The 18,935-nt window shown below is 48.3% G+C and carries 16 protein-coding genes; 8 read left to right on the forward strand and 8 right to left on the reverse strand.

Going from position 1 to position 18,935, the window contains the following annotated elements; genetic code table 11:
* The first annotated feature begins 38 nt into the window (after nt 1-38).
* A complete protein-coding gene (asnC, locus tag FKN08_RS22315) occupies nt 39-503 on the forward strand; it encodes a transcriptional regulator AsnC (protein ID WP_005394393.1) in 465 nt (154 codons plus the stop codon).
* 75 nt (nt 504-578) lie between these two features.
* On the opposite strand, the gene prlC is transcribed toward asnC, so the two are convergent.
* The gene (gene prlC / locus FKN08_RS22320; RefSeq protein ID WP_006741761.1) at nt 579-2,621 is read right to left on the reverse strand and encodes an oligopeptidase A; all 2,043 of its coding nucleotides are present in this window, start codon (nt 2,619-2,621) and stop codon (nt 579-581) included.
* 395 nt (nt 2,622-3,016) lie between these two features.
* On the opposite strand from prlC, the gene FKN08_RS22325 reads away from it, so the two are divergent.
* Both FKN08_RS22325 and gorA read left to right on the forward strand, forming a co-directional pair.
* Nucleotides 3,017-3,856 carry a 23S rRNA (adenine(2030)-N(6))-methyltransferase RlmJ gene (locus FKN08_RS22325; protein WP_012841238.1) on the forward strand — a complete coding sequence of 280 codons (840 nt, stop codon included), beginning with the start codon at nt 3,017-3,019 and terminating at the stop codon, nt 3,854-3,856.
* A 259-nt stretch (nt 3,857-4,115) separates the two neighbouring features.
* Nucleotides 4,116-5,471 carry a glutathione-disulfide reductase gene (gene gorA / locus FKN08_RS22330; RefSeq protein WP_170892879.1) on the forward strand — a complete coding sequence of 452 codons (1,356 nt, stop codon included), beginning with the start codon at nt 4,116-4,118 and terminating at the stop codon, nt 5,469-5,471.
* A gap of 81 nt (nt 5,472-5,552) precedes the next feature.
* Here the strand turns inward: gorA and FKN08_RS22335 are convergent, their stop codons facing one another.
* The gene (locus FKN08_RS22335) at nt 5,553-6,458 is read right to left on the reverse strand and encodes a LysR family transcriptional regulator (RefSeq protein WP_025622053.1); all 906 of its coding nucleotides are present in this window, start codon (nt 6,456-6,458) and stop codon (nt 5,553-5,555) included.
* A gap of 121 nt (nt 6,459-6,579) precedes the next feature.
* On the opposite strand from FKN08_RS22335, the gene xapA reads away from it, so the two are divergent.
* Nucleotides 6,580-7,404: a xanthosine phosphorylase gene (gene xapA, locus FKN08_RS22340; RefSeq protein WP_005379149.1), complete on the forward strand. Its 825-nt coding sequence runs from the start codon at nt 6,580-6,582 to the stop codon at nt 7,402-7,404.
* A 105-nt stretch (nt 7,405-7,509) separates the two neighbouring features.
* Here the strand turns inward: xapA and FKN08_RS22345 are convergent, their stop codons facing one another.
* Both FKN08_RS22345 and FKN08_RS22350 read right to left on the reverse strand, forming a co-directional pair.
* On the reverse strand, nt 7,510-8,121 hold the full coding sequence (locus tag FKN08_RS22345) for a bifunctional 4-hydroxy-2-oxoglutarate aldolase/2-dehydro-3-deoxy-phosphogluconate aldolase (RefSeq protein WP_005379148.1): 612 nt from the start codon (nt 8,119-8,121) through the stop codon (nt 7,510-7,512).
* A gap of 9 nt (nt 8,122-8,130) precedes the next feature.
* Complete coding sequence (locus FKN08_RS22350; protein ID WP_012841240.1) at nt 8,131-9,507, reverse strand: GntP family permease; 1,377 nt, start codon at nt 9,505-9,507, stop codon at nt 8,131-8,133.
* Nucleotides 9,508-9,660: 153 nt separating this feature from the next.
* Between FKN08_RS22350 and FKN08_RS22355 the strand changes: the two genes are divergently transcribed.
* Nucleotides 9,661-10,185, forward strand: coding sequence for a gluconokinase (locus FKN08_RS22355; protein WP_005478642.1), 525 nt, complete (start codon nt 9,661-9,663; stop codon nt 10,183-10,185).
* Entirely contained in the window at nt 10,185-11,981 is a 1,797-nt protein-coding gene (gene edd, locus FKN08_RS22360; protein ID WP_140317784.1) for a phosphogluconate dehydratase, read from the forward strand. The genes FKN08_RS22355 and edd overlap by 1 nt, the downstream gene beginning before the upstream one ends.
* 895 nt (nt 11,982-12,876) lie before the next feature.
* Here edd and FKN08_RS22365 read toward each other — a convergent pair.
* The 4 genes from FKN08_RS22365 to FKN08_RS22380 all read right to left on the reverse strand — a co-directional run bounded on the left by FKN08_RS22365 (nt 12,877) and on the right by FKN08_RS22380 (nt 15,876).
* On the reverse strand, nt 12,877-13,206 hold the full coding sequence (locus FKN08_RS22365; RefSeq protein ID WP_053807555.1) for an SMR family transporter: 330 nt from the start codon (nt 13,204-13,206) through the stop codon (nt 12,877-12,879).
* Nucleotides 13,203-13,607 (reverse strand): SMR family transporter, encoded by a 405-nt coding sequence (locus FKN08_RS22370; RefSeq protein WP_170892880.1) that lies wholly within the window; start codon nt 13,605-13,607, stop codon nt 13,203-13,205. The genes FKN08_RS22365 and FKN08_RS22370 overlap by 4 nt, the downstream gene beginning before the upstream one ends.
* Nucleotides 13,608-13,880: 273 nt before the next feature.
* The gene (locus FKN08_RS22375; protein ID WP_104974638.1) at nt 13,881-14,813 is read right to left on the reverse strand and encodes a LysR family transcriptional regulator; all 933 of its coding nucleotides are present in this window, start codon (nt 14,811-14,813) and stop codon (nt 13,881-13,883) included.
* A gap of 55 nt (nt 14,814-14,868) precedes the next feature.
* Nucleotides 14,869-15,876 carry a LacI family DNA-binding transcriptional regulator gene (locus tag FKN08_RS22380; RefSeq protein ID WP_170892881.1) on the reverse strand — a complete coding sequence of 336 codons (1,008 nt, stop codon included), beginning with the start codon at nt 15,874-15,876 and terminating at the stop codon, nt 14,869-14,871.
* A 219-nt stretch (nt 15,877-16,095) separates the two neighbouring features.
* Here FKN08_RS22380 and FKN08_RS22385 point away from each other — a divergent pair, with 219 nt between their 5' ends.
* Both FKN08_RS22385 and FKN08_RS22390 read left to right on the forward strand, forming a co-directional pair.
* Nucleotides 16,096-17,448: a serine/threonine-protein kinase gene (locus FKN08_RS22385; RefSeq protein WP_170892882.1), complete on the forward strand. Its 1,353-nt coding sequence runs from the start codon at nt 16,096-16,098 to the stop codon at nt 17,446-17,448.
* A gap of 13 nt (nt 17,449-17,461) precedes the next feature.
* A complete protein-coding gene (locus FKN08_RS22390) occupies nt 17,462-18,934 on the forward strand; it encodes a chromosome partitioning protein ParA (RefSeq protein WP_170892883.1) in 1,473 nt (490 codons plus the stop codon).
* Nucleotide 18,935: the final 1 nt, after the last annotated feature.

An 18,935-nucleotide genomic window follows, 5' to 3' on the forward strand; every position in this document is an offset into this window, starting at 1 on the left:
AAGGGAGGTAAAACTCTATCCCTAACGGAAATAATAGTATGAATGCGAGCCTGCCGAAACTCGACGACCTTGACCGCGCAATATTAAAAACACTGATGGCTGACGCCAGAACGCCCTACGCAGAAATGGCCAAGCAGTTCGATGTCAGCCCTGCCACTATCCATGTGCGTATTGAGAAGATGAAATCGGCTGACATCATCGAAGGAACGGAGGTGATCGTAAATACCAAAAAGCTCGGCTACGATGTGTGCTGCTTCATCGGTATTAACCTAAACGCAGCTCGTGATTACCATTCCGCGCTAGAAAAACTCAACGCGCTCGACGAAGTCGTTGAAGCTTACTACACCACGGGCGCGTATAACATATTCGTCAAATTGATGTGCAAATCAATTGAAGAACTGCAATTTGTGCTGATTGATAAGCTGCAAGCCATTGATGAGGTTCAGTCTACGGAAACATTGATATCGCTGCAGAACCCAATTAACCGCAGTGTGAATCCGTGAATTTTTTATAAAAAATGGACAAAAAAAGGCCAACCGAATGGTTGGCCTTAGTATTTTTGGAAAGACAGTATGCGCTTACGCTGCAATACCAGAATGGCGCAAGAGCGCATCAATTTGTGGTTCACGACCACGGAAGCGCTTAAACAGCTCCATTGGTTCTTCGCTACCACCCATTTCTAGGATGTTATTCAGGAAGCTTTGACCCGTTTCTTTGTTGAAGATACCTTCTTCTTCAAAGCGAGAATAAGCGTCTGACGACAGCACTTCCGCCCACAGATAGCTGTAGTAACCCGCGCTGTAACCACCAGCGAAGATGTGACCGAAGCTGTGCGAGAAGCGCGCCCACTCAACCGCAGGAACCACCGCGACTTTCTCTTTCACTTTCGCCAGCGTTTCTAAAACACGTGCACCCACTTCTGGGTCGTATTCGGTGTGCAGAGTAAAGTCGAACAAACCGAATTCTAACTGACGCAAAATGCCCATCGCCGACTGGAAGTTCTTCGCCGCGAGCATCTTATCTAGCATCGCTTTTGGCAACGGCTCGCCTGTCTCATAATGACCAGAAATGAACGCCAGTGCGTCTTCTTCCCAACACCAGTTTTCCAGGAACTGACTTGGCAATTCAACCGCATCCCAAGGTACGCCATTAATGCCTGATACCGCGCCTGTTTCTACTTGCGTCAGCATGTGGTGGATGCCGTGACCAAATTCATGGAAAAGTGTCACAACTTCATCGTGCGTAAACAGTGCTGGCTTGTCGCCCACTGGACGGTTGAAGTTACACGTTAGGTACGCCACCGGCGTTTGCAGTTCGCCAGAGAGCGTAATACGACGACCACGACAGTCATCCATCCACGCGCCACCACGTTTGTGCTCACGTGCGTAGAGATCTAAGTAGAAACTGCCACGCAGTGCGCCTTCAGCGTCAAAGATATCGAAGAAACGCACAGATTCGTGCCAAGTGTCCACGCCTTCGCGCTCAGTAACTGTCATGCCAAACACGCGGTTTAGCACTTCAAACAGACCACTGACAACCTTTGACTCTGGGAAGTACGGGCGCAGTTCTTCATCCGAGATTTGGAACAGATGCTGCTTTTGTTTCTCGCTGTAGTAAGCGATATCCCACACATTCAATTCTTCAACGCCAAACTCACTTTTCGCAAACTGACGCAACTCTTCCACTTCACGTTCACCTTGCGGTTTCGCACGTGTCGCTAGGTCATTCAAGAAGCCCAGCACTTGATCTGGCGTTTCGGCCATTTTCGTTGCTAACGATTTCTCGCTGTAAGTATTGAAACCCAACATGCGTGAAATTTCGTGACGCAGTCTCAGTTGCTCAGTAATGATTTCTGAGTTGTCCCACTTACCAGCATTTGGACCGCGATCAGAGGCGCGCGTCACATACGCTTCGTACACTTCTTTACGCAACTCTTGGTTGTCGCAGTACGTCATGACAGGTAGGTAAGATGGGATATCCAGCGTAATGAGGTAACCATCTAACTCTTTTGCTTCTGCCGCGGCTTTCGCTGCTGCCAGCGCCGATTCTGGCATGCCAGCAAGGTCTTTCTCATCCGTGATGTGCTTGGTCCAACCCATGGTGGCATCCAGTACATTGTTAGAGAATTTAGAGCTGAGCTCAGACATGCGCTTGCTGATTTCGCCGTAACGGTGCTGCTCATCGGATGGTAAACCAATACCCGATAGCTCAAAGTCTCGTAACGCATCGGTGATGGTTTTTTGTTGAGCGCGAGTCAGCGTTGCGAATGCATCACTGGCTTTAATCGCTTTGTACGCTTCGTACAGGCCTTTGTGCTGACCAACCCAAGTTCCGTACTCTGACAAAATTGGCAAACAACTTTCGTACGCCTCACGCAGATCTTCGCTGTTCACCACGGAGTTCATGTGACCCACTGGCGACCAAATGCGGCTTAAGCGGTCATCCGCTTCTTCAATTGGCGCAATCACACTGTCCCAAGTTGGGTGAGCATTATCTTTTAGAACTTCATCGATTTTCGCTCGGCAGTCAGCAATCGCTTGTTCAACAGCAGGCTTGATGTGTTCTGGTTTAATTTGAGAAAACGGAGGTAAGTCCGTAAACGTCAGAAGAGGATTAGACATGAATAATTCCTTTTGTGTTTTGACTCTGTGATTGCCTGTCTATTTTGTGTAGATAGGCCAACTCAATGTACAGACGAGCCAGCAACATGGATTGGGGGAGCTCCGTTCCCTTTCTCTATGCTGCGATGACCATATAGTCAACGAGCGCTACTCTGTCCTTGAGTCTTGTTATACCTAAATGAGATTTCACACTCTTTGAGCACGAGAAACTCACCTAGTTCAATTCGATTACCAATAGTAAGTGTGGGTGACTTAAAGAAATTTCAATAGTGAGCCCCTATTAGAGGAACGGATTTGATTGGAAGTTCTACATCTTTAAGTTACTTGAGTATAATACCGCCATAGAGTGAAAATCACAGACCACACTCAACCAAAGAGTGTTTCGAGAGTTTAATTTGTTAAGTTATCGCCACAGCTTCCACGCCGGCAACCATGCCGACGTGGTCAAACACATCGTTCAAAGCCTCATTCTTGATGCGCTGAAACAAAAAGATAAGCCATTCGTTTATCACGATACCCACTCGGGTGTGGGCCGTTACGATCTGACTCACGAATGGTCTGAAAAAACGGGCGAATACAAGCAAGGCATCGCTCGTATTTGGGATAACCCAAACATTCCTGAAGATATCAAAAGCTACATCGATGCCATCAAAGTACTCAACAACGGCGAGAAGCTGCGTTACTACCCAGGCTCACCACGTGTAGCGCGCGCGCAAGTCCGCCCACAAGATCGCATGGTGCTGACGGAGCTGCACCCAGCCGATCATCCATTGTTGGAGCAAGAATTCCATCGCGATCGCCAAGTGAGCATCTTCAAAGAGGACGGGTTCCAGCGTCTAAAAGCCAGCTTACCGCCACAAGAGCGTCGTGGTTTGGTGCTGATTGACCCACCATACGAACTCGCGAAAGAGTACCGCGATGTAGTGCGCGCGATTCATCAGAGCCATAAGCGTTGGGCAACCGGTATCTACGCGATTTGGTACCCAGTGGTAAACCGTCACGACATCGAAGATATGATCGAAGGCCTGGAAGCACTGGGCATTCGTAAAATTCTGCAAATCGAGTTAGGTGTCGCACCCGATACCAACGAGCGCGGCATGACGGCATCCGGCATGATTGTGATTAACCCGCCGTGGAAACTGGAAAGCCAGATGAAAGAGATTCTGCCATTCCTGCAAGACGCGATCGCACCAGCCACCGGCCACTGGAAAGTGGACTGGATTGTGCCAGAGTAAGCTCATCTGCACCGAAACCACTCAGCGCAACGACATTTTCGTTGCGCTTTTTTATACTCTCAACTTTGCCCTCTCATCGCGCTTATTCTTCTTTTTGTGCCTCTCATCGCTATTTGTCATAAGTAATGTCGCTTTTTCCCATTTAGGAATTCGTTACATTCGATTTATGATAGTGGGATAACGGTGGCATTGAGTTCGGGCAAGGTCATCCCAATCTATCTATGTACCAAATAAAATTTATAAGCTCTTGGAGAAAGTAATGGCGACTCATTTTGACTATATCTGTATCGGTGGCGGCAGTGGCGGCATCGCATCTGCAAACCGTGCGGCGATGTACGGCGCGAAAGTTGCGCTAATCGAAGCTCAAGATCTCGGTGGTACCTGTGTCAACGTAGGTTGTGTACCGAAGAAAGTGATGTGGCACGGCGCACAAATCGCAGAAGCAATGAACCTGTACGCAGAAGATTACGGTTTTGATGTCGACGTGAAAGGTTTCGACTGGAGCAAACTGGTTGAGAGCCGTCAGGCGTACATTGGTCGTATTCACCAATCTTACGATCGCGTTCTTGGCAACAACAAAGTAAACGTAATTAAAGGCTTTGCTAAGTTTGTTGACGAGAAAACCGTAGAAGTAAACGGTGAACATTATACTGCGGATCACATTCTGATCGCGGTTGGTGGTCGTCCTACTATTCCAAACATTCCAGGCGCTGAATACGGCATCGATTCAAACGGCTTCTTCGACCTAGCAGAGCAACCAAAACGCGTTGCGGTTGTCGGCGCTGGCTACATCGCAGTTGAAATTGCTGGCGTACTGCACGCACTAGGTACAGAAACGCACCTGTTCGTACGTAAAGAGTCACCACTGCGTAGCTTCGATCCAATGATCATCGATACGTTGGTTGAAGTGATGGACGCAGAAGGCCCAACACTGCACACCCATTCTGTACCAAAAGAAGTGGTAAAAGAAGCCGATGGCAGCCTAACTCTGCACCTAGAAAACGGTGAGAGTCAAAACGTTGACCAACTGATTTGGGCAATCGGTCGTCACCCAGCAACAGACGCAATCAACCTAGCGTCAACTGGCGTTGCAACGAACAAAAAAGGCTACATTAAGGTAGACGAATACCAAGAAACCAACGTGAAAGGCATCTACTGTGTGGGTGACATCATGGAAGGCGGTATCGAGCTAACGCCAGTAGCAGTGAAAGCGGGTCGTCAACTTTCTGAGCGTTTGTTCAATAACAAACCAAACGCGAAGATGGACTACGATTTGGTACCAACTGTGGTATTTAGCCACCCACCAATCGGCACTATCGGTCTTACAACGCAAGAAGCGGAAGAGAAGTACGGCAAAGACAACGTGAAAGTGTACACGTCTGGCTTTACCGCAATGTACACCGCCGTCACTAAGCACCGTCAGCCATGTAAGATGAAGCTTGTATGTGCGGGCGAAGAAGAAACGGTTGTTGGTCTACACGGCATCGGTTTCACGGTAGATGAAATGATCCAAGGCTTCGGCGTAGCAATGAAGATGGGCGCAACCAAAGCAGACTTCGACTCTGTTGTGGCTATCCACCCAACGGGCTCTGAAGAGTTCGTAACGATGCGTTAATTACGCGCTAATCGCATTGCTGATTTCAGCGAATCATTTGAAAAGGTCATCTTAGGATGACCTTTTTTTGTTATCCCATGCTTAACTCGCATTCTCTAATAATGTGCGAATAAACTCGGCTTTAATAGCACTCTCCTGCTTACCATCATGAATCAGACACAAGTCTGCACGCAGTGACTCTTTCAGCTTGATAAAACGAATCCCATGCCAATGATGCTGAGAAAACGTCGACGGCACCAACGTCACGGTATTGCTGTTTGCTACATATGCCATCAAGGTGCTTGGCTCCACCACTTGTTTGCCAATATGGGGTGAAAAGCCTTCTTGCAGACAGGCATTGATGATGAAGTTTGCCGAGGCAGAATTCGCCAAACTCATAAACGCAAACTCACACGCCTTTAAATCTTGGAGCCGCAGCAAAGATTTGCTGGCTAACTCATGTTGCTCCGACACCGCCACCACAAACACATCTTTGCCCAAAGACACCGACTGATACGGATAAATGTTGAGTGCATCGGCAAAACGTACAATGCCCACGTCGATTTTCTTCTCACTCAGATGCTTCTTTTGCGTCTCTGGGTTAAGGTCAAAAATGTCGGCGTGATAAGTGCTATGCTCAGCATGGAAGCGCTGTAACAAACGATCAAATCCGCCCCAAAATGCACTACTTACCACACCAACTCGCAAGATATTTCTCTGGTTCAAACCCACTTGCTGCACTTGATTGAGTGAGACATCCAAGGTCTGAAAAATCAGTTGGCATTTGGACTCCAACAATCGCCCGGCCTCCGTCAGCATGACGTTTCTTGAATCACGCTCAAACAGTTTGACGTTAAGCACTTCTTCCAACTCTTTGATGCGATTGCTCAACGGCGAATTGGTGATATTGAGGTTCTCGGCGGCCTTAGTGAAATGCTTGGTTTGTGCGACCTCGTAAAAGTAACGCAGCATCTTCAGCGTCACGCGCTCAAATGGTTCTGACTTCATGCATTGAGTCCTAGCGAATTTCATCATCCTCTTTTTAAGGATGATAGTAACGAATAAAGCAAAGATAACCAGCGCAGAAAGTCACACAATGGAATCAACACACAACCAGAAGGTGACTAACATGAATCACGATCCAGTAATCGGCGCGCTACAAACCATTCGCGAACGCAAACCAAACTTCCAACCTAAAGCGGCGTTTATTTTAGGCTCAGGCTTAGGCGTATTGGCAGACGAACTACAAGACAAAGTGGTCATTCCATACGAAGAGCTCGAAGGCTTTCCGGTTAGCACCGTGCAAGGCCACTCAGGTGAGTTGGTGCTTGGTACCATGGGCGGCGTAGACGTAGTGTGCATGAAAGGTCGCGGTCACTACTACGAACACGGCTCAATGAAGGTCATGACCACGCCCGTGCGCACCTTTAAAAAGCTGGGCTGTGAGTTTTTACTCGTCACCAACGCAGCAGGCTCACTTCGCCCTGAACGCATCGATGTCGGTTCTCTGGTGGTATTTCATGACCACATCAATACCATGCCTGAATCGCCAATGATCGGTCCGAATGATGAAGAGTACGGCCCGAGGTTCTTCAGCCTCGCCAATGCGTACGACAAAGACCTACGCGCAGAAGCGTTTGAAGTCGGCAAAGCCAATGGTATTCACCTGAATGAAGGCGTGTTTGTCTCTTACACTGGCCCCAACTTTGAGACCGCAGCCGAAATCCGCATGATGCAAATCATCGGTGGTGATGTAGTGGGCATGTCGGTCGTGCCAGAAGTGATTTCTGCAGCGCATTGCGGCTTACCCGTATTGGCAGTGTGTGCGATCACCAACATGGCAGAAGGCTTGGGAGATGTAGAATTGTCTCACGCCCAAACATTGAAGTGCGCGAAGCTAGCCGAAGCAGATTTCATTCGCTTTATTAAGCGCTTTATGAAGCATCACTTCTAAAGCCGCTTCATTCCAAAAAGCAAAAGGGTCATCAAGTAACTTGATGACCCTTTTGCGTATCACGTTTTCTAACGTTCGGGGGTATTTCGGAGCCGTTTGTGCGTTTTACTTAACTGCGCGAACCAATTCAGCAATACCTTCCCAATCGCCGTTGTCCATCATTGCGGTTGGCACCATCCACGTACCGCCACAAGCTACAACCGATTTCAGCGCTAGGTAATCTTCCACGTTGGATGGGCTTACGCCACCTGTTGGCATGAATTCCACTGGGTAAACCGCCGTGAGTGCTTTCAGCATGCTTACGCCGCCTGATGGCTCAGCAGGGAAGAACTTCAACGTACGCAGACCCATTTCCATCGCTTGCTCAACCAAGCTTGGGTTGTTTACACCTGGTACGATAGTCACGCCACGTTGCTGACAGTATTTCACTGTGGTTGGGTTGAAACCTGGGCTAACGATAAAGTCCACGCCCGCTTCGATCGCGATATCCACTTGTTCTGTGGTCAGAACGGTGCCCGCGCCAATCAACAGCTCTGGGTACGCTTCACGCATGATGCGAATCGACTCCGCCGCCGCTTCTGTGCGGAATGTTACTTCAGCACATGGTAAACCGTTTTCTACCAACACTTTTGCCAGTGGCAGAGCGTGTGCTACGTCGTTGATTGCGATAACTGGGACGATTTTGATTTCTCTTAATCGTTGTTCAAGTGTTGTCATGGGGAACCTCTAAAGAATAAAGCTTAATGTTGCGACGATAATAAACGCGATACCACCAAGTAACGTTTCCATTACCGTCCAAGTTTTTAATGTGGTTTTCTCATCCATCTCAAGCAGACGAGAGACCAACCAGAAACCAGAGTCATTGAAGTGAGACAGTACCGTTGCACCACCCGCAATCGCGATTACGATAAAGCAAAGGTCTAGTTCACTCAAACCTGTTGATGCTGCCACAACTGGCGCGATAAGAGCCGCCGTCGTGGTTAGCGCTACGGTTGCCGAGCCTTGAGCAACACGCAGACAGGTTGAAATCACAAACGCCGCCACAATCACAGGCATACCTGTGTCTGTAAGAACGTCAGCCAGTGCATCACCAATACCGCTTGAGCGCAGTACGCCGCCAAACATGCCACCTGCACCCGTTACTAGGATAACACCACAGATAGGAGCCAATGACTCACCACACAATTTTTCTAGTTTTGCCATGCCGTAGTCTTTGGCAAACACAGCCAAACAGACAATCAAAGTAATCAGCAACGCAACTGGGGTTTTACCTAGCATACGTAGGAACTCAACCAGTGCCGTTTTGCCATCAATCACACCCGCAACCGCCAGTGTGTTCAATACCGTATCCAAACAGATTAGCAGGACTGGCAGCACAAGGATGGTCATAACCGTGCCAAATTTTGGTGCGTTGCGCTCATCCACCATCGCTTCGCCATTAAAGAAGGCTTTAGATAGTGGAATATCGAATTTTTTGCCCGCGTACAAGCCAAATAAGTAAGCGCCAAGGTACCAAGTTGGAATAGCCACCAGAATACCCACCACCAATAACAGACCGATGTTTGCGCCAAGAAATTCTGCCGCTGCAACCGGACCTGGGTGTGGTGGAACAAACGCGTGCATAACCGCAAAAGCACCGGCAGCAGGCAACGCGTATTTAATTGGTGAGCCACCAAAACGAGCCGCCACACTTAGGATGATTGGCATCATCACTACAAGGCCAGCATCGAAGAAGATTGGGAAGCCAAACAGTAATGAAGCGACGCCCAAAGCAAATGGTGCGCGCTCTTTACCAAAGCGACCAATCAAAGTGTCTGCCAGCACTTTCGCACCGCCAGTCACTTCAAGAATTTTACCGATCATCGCACCAAGACCAACCAGCAATGCCACGGAAGCCAGTGTGCCGCCGAAGCCGCCCATCATGGTCGATACGACTTTCTCAGAAGGAACGCCAGTGGCGATTGCTGTGCCTAAACTCACCATAGTAAGGGAAGCAAAAGCATGGACTTTCAGTTTAATGATCAGAACGAGTAACGCTGCAATGGCAAGGCCTGCAATCGTCAGTAGGAACGTAGGATCTGGGGCTTGGGTTAATTGCTCCATAGGTTCACCTTTAAGAATTATTGTTTGTGTTATGGTTCACATTTATTTCAGTTACCGGTAACATGTTACCGATAACATGAATAAGATAAACCCATATTTTAAAGTGAATTCAAAAATTGAGATCACGCGCAAATTTGGTTATGAGGATAAGTTATGGCTGGTAGTAGTGTCATCGTTATGGGCGTTTGTGCTAGTGGTAAAAGCACAATTGGTGAGCATCTAGCGAAAAAGCTAGGGCGTAAATTCATTGATGGTGATGATCTTCATCCACGAGCGAACATTCAGAAAATGGCATCGGGCCAGCCTCTGAACGATGATGATCGCAAGCCATGGCTAGAACGCATTCGTGATGCGGCGTACAGCCTAGAAAGCAAAAACGAACACGGCATTATTGTCTGTTCAGCACTGAAAAAGATTTACCGCGATCAGATCCGCGAAGGCAACGACAACGTGACCTTCCTGTTCCTTGATGGCGATATGGAGTTGATCCTAAATCGCATGCGTATGCGCAAAGGCCACTTCATGAAAGAAAACATGGTGAAGAGCCAATTCGAGACGCTAGAGCGCCCAGACAACGAGCCTCAAACTCTGATCATCAGTATCGACGGAGACATCAGCGACGTGGTGGAACGCTCTGCCGCTGAGCTAATCAAAATGCAAGCGATCGAGGTGGCGTAATGACTCACTCTGTTGTTCTTGAGGTCACACAACGTTTGACCGAGCGCAGCCGTGAAGCGCGCGCTGCGTTTCTTGCTCGCACCGAAGTGCAAGCCGAAGCTGGCAAAGGCCGTGTTGGTTTATCTTGTGGTAACTTAGCTCATGCAGTCGCCGCATCTTGCTCTTCTGAAAAGAAAAATATTCTCGATTTTACTCATGCCAATGTCGCGCTGATCAGCGCCTACAACGACATGTTGAGCGCCCACCAGCCGTACCAAGACTACCCAGCGCAAATCAAACAAGTGCTGGCGGACTACGGCCATACAGCGCAAGTCGCAGGTTGTGTGCCAGCGATGTGCGATGGGGTGACTCAAGGTCAAGCAGGCATGGATATGTCGCTGTTTTCGCGTGACTTAATTGCGCAATCAACGGCGTTGTCTTTGAGTCACAATGTCTTTGATGCCACATTACTGCTTGGTATCTGTGACAAAATCGCCCCGGGGCAACTGATGGGCGCGCTGTCTTACGCGCACCTGCCGACTGCGTTTGTACCAGCGGGTCTGATGGCAACAGGCATCAGCAATGAAGAGAAAGTCGACGTGCGCCAAAAATACGCAGCAGGTGAAGTCGGCAAAGACGCTCTGCTGGATATGGAGTGTCGCGCTTACCACTCTGCGGGGACGTGTACGTTTTACGGCACAGCCAACACCAACCAGTTGGTGTTCGAAGCCATGGGCTTGATGCTGCCAGGATCGGCATTCATCCATCCCCATACCCAACTGCGTAAAGCGTTAACCGATCACGCGGCTCTGAAAATCGCCTCAATGACGGCGGGTTCTGCACACTTCCGTCCGCTGGCCGAGGTGGTCACAGAAAAGAGCTTGGTCAACGGCATCATCGCTCTACTTGCATCTGGCGGCAGCACCAATCACACCATTCATATGATCGCCGTGGCGCGTGCTGCTGGCATCTTGCTCACGTGGCAAGACATCAGCGATCTGTCGGATGTGGTTCCTTTGTTAGCTCGCGTTTACCCGAACGGCCCAGCCGATATGAACGCGTTCCAAGACGCGGGTGGCGTGCCTGCGTTATTGCACCGCTTGAACCAATCCGAGCTTTTGCATCGCGATGTGAAACCCGTGTTTGGTGAATTTGAAGACCAAATGACGCTACCGAGTCTTGTCGATGGCCAACTGACTTGGACACCGTGCCAAGGAAGCCAAGACGGTGACGTGATCGCCAAACCAGACGCCACTTTCCAAAACACTGGCGGCACTCGCGTACTGACTGGCAACTTGGGCAAAGCCGTGGTGAAAGTGTCTGCGGTAAAAGAAGAGCAACGCGTAATTGTGGCACCTGCGATCGTATTCCAATGCCAACACGAAGTGGAAGCCGCGTACAAACGTGGTGAGCTGAACAAAGATTGCATCGTTGTGGTCACACACAACGGCCCAGCGGCAAACGGCATGCCTGAACTGCACAAACTGATGCCAATTTTAGGTAACGTGCAAAAAGCGGGCTTTAAAGTGGCTCTGGTTACTGACGGTCGTTTGTCTGGCGCGTCAGGTAAAATTCCGTCTGCGATTCACGTTTCTCCAGAAGCCATTCGTGGCGGCGCGATTGGTTTGGTGCGCAACGGCGATTTGATTCGTCTGGATTGCCAAACGGGCGAATTGAACAACTTAAGCGATACCACTGGACGCGAGTTGATTCATCTCGATACCGAATCTACCCAACAAACATGGGGACGAGGCTTGTTTAGCGTGATCCGCCAAAACGTATCGAGTGCAGAAGAAGGCGCAAGCTTTATTGTTTAAGGCGAGAAGAAAGACCTCGTCATTCCGACGAGACTAAGCAAGATCAGGAATCTACTATCAACGTGCTGTGAAGTCAGAGAAAACACCTCTGCCACAGCACTTTTTGTTGGTAGATTCTGAATCACACTCGTCCCTCGCTTTTCAGAATGACGAGCTTTAGGATTGGCCTCTATTCTTTCTAAAAAACGAATGAATCCGTCATTCCGACGAGCCTAAGCAAGATCAGGAATTTAATATCAGCGTGCTGTGAAGACAGAGAAAACACCTCTGCCACAGCACTTTTTGTTGGTAGATTCTGAATCTTGCTCGTTCCTCGCTATTCAGAATGGCAAGCTTGAGGATTGGCCTCAGTTCTTTCTAAAAAACGAATGAATCCGTCATTCCGACGAGCCTAAGCGAGATCAGGAATCTAATAGCAAAATGCTGTGAAGCCAGAGAAAACCCCTCTGCCACAGCACTTTTTTGTTGGTAGATTCTGAATCACGCTCGTCCCTCGCTGTTCAGAATGACGAGATGTGGGATTGGTCATTTTTCTTTTTCAATAAACTAATGAATCCGTCATTCCGACGAGCCTAAGCGAGATCAGGAATCTACTATCAACGTGCTGTGAAGCCAGAGAAAACACCTCTGCCACAGCACTTTTTTGTTGGTAGATTCTGAATCACGCTCGTCCCTCGCTGTTCAGAATGACGAGCTTTGGGGTTGGTCACTGTTCTTCTTAAAAATGAATGACTCCGTCATTTCGACGAGCCTAGGCGAGATCAGGAATCAACTATCAACGTGCTGTGAAGCCAGAGAAAATACCTCTACCATAGCACTTTTTTGTTGGTAGATTCTGAATCTTGCTCGTCTCTTGCTGTTCAGAATGACGATATGTAGGATTCAGTAAATTACATCAAGCCGTCTTCATCACCACGACCGCAGCAATCACCACAAAGATACCAAACCAGCCGATTGGCTTGAGTTTCTGCTTAAACAGCAAGGCACCACCCACTGCGGTACCTAAGATACCGATCGCGCCCCAAGAAGCATAAGCAATGGCTAAGTCGATCTCTTTAACCGCTTGTGCCAACAGCGTGAACGCAGCCAGTACCAACACTATCGCGGTAATGCCCCAGCCTTTGTATTTAAAGCCGTGAGAACGTGTGAGCGCCATGTTCGCCACGATATCGACCAAGGCAGCCATCACGACAAATCCAAATGACATCGTAAAAAATTGACTCATGATTCACACCTTACACTTGTAGAAAATGAACGTTCTTTTGCCAGTTTATCGGCGTTTTTCTTGGTGTTAGATTGACCGTGTGACTCACCTAAAGTCACACAAACGATGCCGATGACAGATAACATCAAACCAAGCAGCTCTTGGGTATTTAAGTCAGAATCAAACAACACGATTGAAACGACCGTGATCAATGATATACCCAACCCTTCCCAAACAGCGTATGCCACGCCGATAGAAATCTTTTTCGCAGCAATCGAGAGGAAGTAGTACGACACCGCAATCAATACGTACATCACGATGTAGCCCAACCATCCATGACCTTGTCCGATAAAAGACATGGTGCTGGTGCCTGCTACTTCGGCAACGATGGCGAGCAATAAAAATAGACGTGCAACTAGCATGATGAATCCTCCATCAGAAATTAAAAAACTGCATAACGGAGAATGGTGAATGTCACGCATCTGTATCGACATTCAAAAAGTTAAAAAGATAAAATGAGCCACTTCTCCTGACTATTTGAGATAAGGTTAGCGCTGAGCAGGAAAAAGAGACAGGTAATTGAGATATTCATTTTTGAATATCTTTAGGATCGAGTTGTCTACTTAATCACACATTTTCTTCATGGTTATCTTGTGCAGAGAATCTCGGTGACGCGAGACAATAATCAGTCGTCACTATGCGAAAATTAATGGCGTCTTCAGAGTTTGGCGTACCACTTTATGTAAGTGTCGGTGCAAAGGATGGTTGCGATTGGTTTGTAAGAAACCGCCAGAGACGACAAACTGGCTAAACTCACGGTTGACCAAAGGCATCGCGTAAGAGTCCAGCTCCGGCATCAATACTGCTGAGCTTTGGCTGGCATACATAATCGCGTCGGTTTCTTGCAACATTTGGCACGCCACTCGCAAATTATAGGATTTAAGTAACACCACAGGCTCATAGCCCATACGACGATATTCGGACTCCACGGTACAAAGTGGTTTATACGAGGCGGGCGCAGGCAGAGACACCAGAGGCAGTTTGGAGACCGTGTCCCAATCATTGCTGACTTTCGACAAAGTCGGGTGGTTTTTACGTGCCAAAATCACCCGTTTTTCAACAAACAACGGACGCATATAAATGTCTTTCGACAGCTCGGTCTCTTGGTCTAGAATGCAGTAATCGTGCTCACCCTCTAACATTTCATCGTGCGAGTAACTGTTCCAACTGGAAAAGGCAAAGTGCGCTTTGGGAAAGGCTCGATGGCAGCCAGTTAGCAATCGCTGCCCTTGCTCATCCATCAAATAAGGGTCGGTCACAATCGCGATCTGCCCTTGGTATTGCAGTGGGTCGAACACTTCAAACTCTTGCACCACTTTTTCCAGTGGTGCAATCATGTTGTCGAACTCGGCGGCGAGACGTATCGCCATCGGTGACGGCTCAACCCCATGCGCTTTACGCACAAACAGCGGGTCATCAAACACTTGCTTGAGTTTCATCACGCCGCGACTGGCGCTCGGTTGAGAAATGCCCAACTGCATCGCGGCCAGCTTGATGCTGCGGTTTTCCACCACGGCCTTTAATAAACGCATTAAGTTGAGATCCAATGCATCCAGCTGATGTGCCATACCCTAACCTGCCAATACCATTGATGAGCGAATACAGAGAGCGGTTAACTGCGAGTTAAACACTCTCTCCGGAGGTAATTTGATACCCCATATCAACCACTTTTTCTTCTTGCGCTTCACCTTTCAGACGCGCGATCAAAAGCTCTGCGCTCTTTTCACCGATTTTGAAACGCGGTGTATCGACGCTAGTCAGTTTCGGGCTGATGGTTTGACCAATATCCAGCGCGTTATAGCCCACAACTGCCAGCTGCTGCGGAACTTGAATGCCACGTTGTTGCGCGCTCAGCATGGTCCCTATCGCGATGTCGTCGTTGGTACAGAATACGCCATCAAGCGTTGGGTGAGTTTCTAGCGCGCGTTCAAGCAAATCATGCGCTAAAGAGAAGCTAGAGTGATCACCCGTTAATACGTGCTTAGGTTCTAGCCCTGCTTCCGTCATCGCGCGATCATAACCTTGCATACGCAGCTTGGTTCGCGTATCCAAACGCGCCCCAAAATAAACGATTGTACGCTTACCTGAATCTAGCATCTGCTTAACCGCCGTGTACGAGGCATCTTCATGATCTAGCCCAACCGCCATATCAATCGGCTTTGGTGGCAGCTCCATGGTTTCCACCACAGGGATCCCTGCATTTTTTATCATTTGCAATGTACGCGACGTGTGATGGCTTTCAGTTAAAATAAGTCCATCGACCTGATAAGAGAGTAATGACGCGATCTTGCGCTCTTCTTCAAGCTCATCGTAGCTAAAATGCGCTAAAAGCGTCTCATAGCCATTGGCTTTGGTCACCATCTCGATGCCCTGAACAAAGGAAGCAAAAATTTGGTTGGACAATGAGGGCAGTAAAATACCAATGGCTTTACTGGACGACTTTGACAACATAGCGGGGGCGCGGTTTTCGATGTATCCCATCTCTTCAATCGCAGTCGCAATCTTGGCCCGAGTCTTTTCTGCCACCGATTCAGGGTTACGCATATAACGTGAAACCGTCATCTTCGTGACACCAACTTGGTCTGCGACATCCTGCAATGTCGTGCGAGTTTTCTTATTCTGTTGAGCCATAAATATGTGATTTATCAGTAATGTTACAAGTAACATTATGACGAATAGACTCTCTGCCGACAAGCTCAGTGAAAATAATTCGCAAAATCATGACGTTATTATTCTATTAGCCACCAAATTGCGTTTCATACATTGTGAGTCAAAGCCGAATAAATAAATGACATTTATATCAAAGTTCTTATAAAATGCCGTACCTAAAAGAATAAGACATTAGGCACAGTGCAGTTAGGCTCTAGCGAAACCCAGATTTACTATCACTTGCTTGATCTGGACGACTCCCAAAAGCAGCAATACCTCCAAGCATTGCAACAAAGTCAACCTGAGCTGTATCAACAACTCGTTCCTCTTTTAGCCAATGAGACACCAGAAGAACAATTAACGCAGTTACTTTACTTTGGTGCTCACCAGGCTACGAACCGAGACGTCGATCTAAGCGGAGAAGTCATCAGTAAGTATCGCCTAACTCATGAGTTGGGTCGCGGTGGCATGGGTGTCGTTTACGCCGCCCTACGTGCAGATGAAACGTTCGAACAAGATCTGGCCATCAAGTTTATTCAAAGCAATTTGAGTAATGTGCTGGGACAACGTGCACTCTTCGATGAGGCACAACTGCTCGCGCGCCTAAACCATCCGTACATAGCGAAAGTGTTTGATGGCGGCCTTCATCAAGATTCAGTTTACATCGTGATGGAGCGGGTATTTGGTCAAACCTTAGATGAATACCTGTCAGAAAATAAGCTGGAAAAAACGGAAAAACTGCTGCTGTTTAAGCATATTTGTCAGGCGATGGAGCACGCCCACCAGCATCATGTTTTGCATGCCGATCTAAAACCAGAAAATATACTGATCGATCGTAGCAAACGACCCAAACTGCTCGACTTCAACTTGACTCAAAAAGCGCACTCCACCCGAGAGGGCTCACCCTCGGCACTGATTGCGTTTAGCCAAAATTTTGCCAGCCCTGAGCAGCAGGCAGGACAAGTACTGACAGAGCAAAGCGATGTTTATTCATTGGGCAAAATCCTCGCTTTGATGTTTCCGTCACCAACGGTTTGGTCTGATGTGTATTGGGTGATAAGACGGGCGACGCGTCCAGCCACCCAAGTGCGATACCCAGATGTACGAGCGCTACGCATTGATATCGAGCGAATTATCGAACGTCGCCCTATCGAGCAGAAAAAACACTGGCCGTTGTATAGCGCCTTTCGCTTGGTGCAACGGCGCCCTCTTGCTTCTGCATTGTCAGGCATCATCGTGCTATCAGGTGTGCTATTTGGCAGCGCCATGATGCAAAAGAATATCCAACTGCAACAAGAGAAGAAGATTGCAGAAGATATGATGTACGAAATGACTCGCCTTATCTTCCACGCGAAGGGGCAGAATGTCGAACACCTCTCGGTGAGCTCCATGATGGAGTTAACACGAAGGCGGATACTCTCTAATCCAGATATCCCCAAACATATAAAACAAAAAATGTTGTTGGCGATGATGACACCGGTGCCAAAGAAGCACCTAACTACTCCAATGAGTTGTCAGCCAAATTGTGCGTCTGAGGACAGCACCAACCAATAAGGCTTAAAACAAGATGTATACACGTTCAGTGGTATTTTGGCTGTCTGCATTGACGGCTACCTCCACGTTAGCAGCAGACACTTCTACTGCCACTTCACACCCGCCCACTTCAACCTTGAAGCAAGGCTACTTTATCGATGCGCCAGTGACTGGCTTGTATTACAAAACCAGTTCCAATATCACTGGCGTTACCCAACAAGGGGCATTTCACTACCAACCTGGTGATGTGATTAGCTTCTTCCTTGGCAACGATGATAAGGGTTATCTGCTGACAACCTTATCGAGCCAAGAAGTGCTTACACCGACGATGGCAACAACCAAACCCAGTCGTAGCATCAATATGACGCGCCTGCTGCTCTCTCTCGACAGCACACCTGAGAATCGTAAGGAAATTGTCTTAGCCAACCGCGTGTTGTCTGATGCTCGCTTTCAAAACCAGCTCAAGGGCCTTGACCTCAATTATCTGGATGACGCCAAACGTCACCTCAATCTCGACTGGGTGTCTGTCGATGAGGCAATCGAGCACTTAAACGAAAGCCAGCTGTACATTGAGAAAAACTTTGCCTCAGATGAGATCATCTTCGAACCTCGCGGCATGACGTTCAAAAACATCGTGATCAAAAAGAAAGATTGGCAAGGCCGCGCTTGTGCTTACGATTTACGTTATCAACATCATCCTAAATATCGCCCTCCGTTTGGTGAAACTCGATTCACCATCACCAAAGATTCATTGATTGAGCACCCAAGCGTTGGCGACCATTTTCAAGGCTGTTTCCTCTCGATGAAGCGCCCTATCACGGAAGACATTGTCGAGCCGATAAGCAAATTTGCGGATTGGTTTAATATCGTCGGTTGCTCAATCACTGGATGCACCCGCAACGATTTGAATGGCTTCTCTCTTGAAGACTTTGATGATGAAGGCGACTGGAAATACCGCTCCGTTGCACTCAACTTTGATCCAAGTACTGAGCTACTGATGGAAAAAGTACAAGGCCTTGGGCGTAAAAAAAACATCCACCACCACAATCGTACAGAAATGCTGTGGTTTACCTACCCTAACACGAACGAACACGACATCGACTACCTCGGGGTATGGCAGCAGACCCAATACCACCAGCAGTCCATGACACAATCGTGCCTATTGATGCGCCACCAACAAGTCATGCGACTGCCGCACAATGCAGACACCTGTCCAACCGACGCAAGCCTATACACACAAGATGTCACCCAAGAGTATGCGGACATGTGGTGGGTCAACAATAACGAACCCAAAGCCGAGCTTGCGCAAATGAATGTCATGGTACGTTGGTCAACGACCCCAGCCGAAATCAATTACACCACTTGGGAATATTTGCCCGCTGGCGCAACTTGGGAACAAGGCATTTTATATCGCTATCAACAAGATGTTCTCCGCAACCGAGACGGCTCCGATCGCATTGAAACCCACACCATTTCTGAATTTGTCAAAGTGAGCGAGGATGTATAAC

The sequence above is a fragment of the Vibrio sp. 1-2 (7-a) genome, from assembly GCF_013048515.1.
Lineage (GTDB): Bacteria > Pseudomonadota > Gammaproteobacteria > Enterobacterales > Vibrionaceae > Vibrio > Vibrio diabolicus.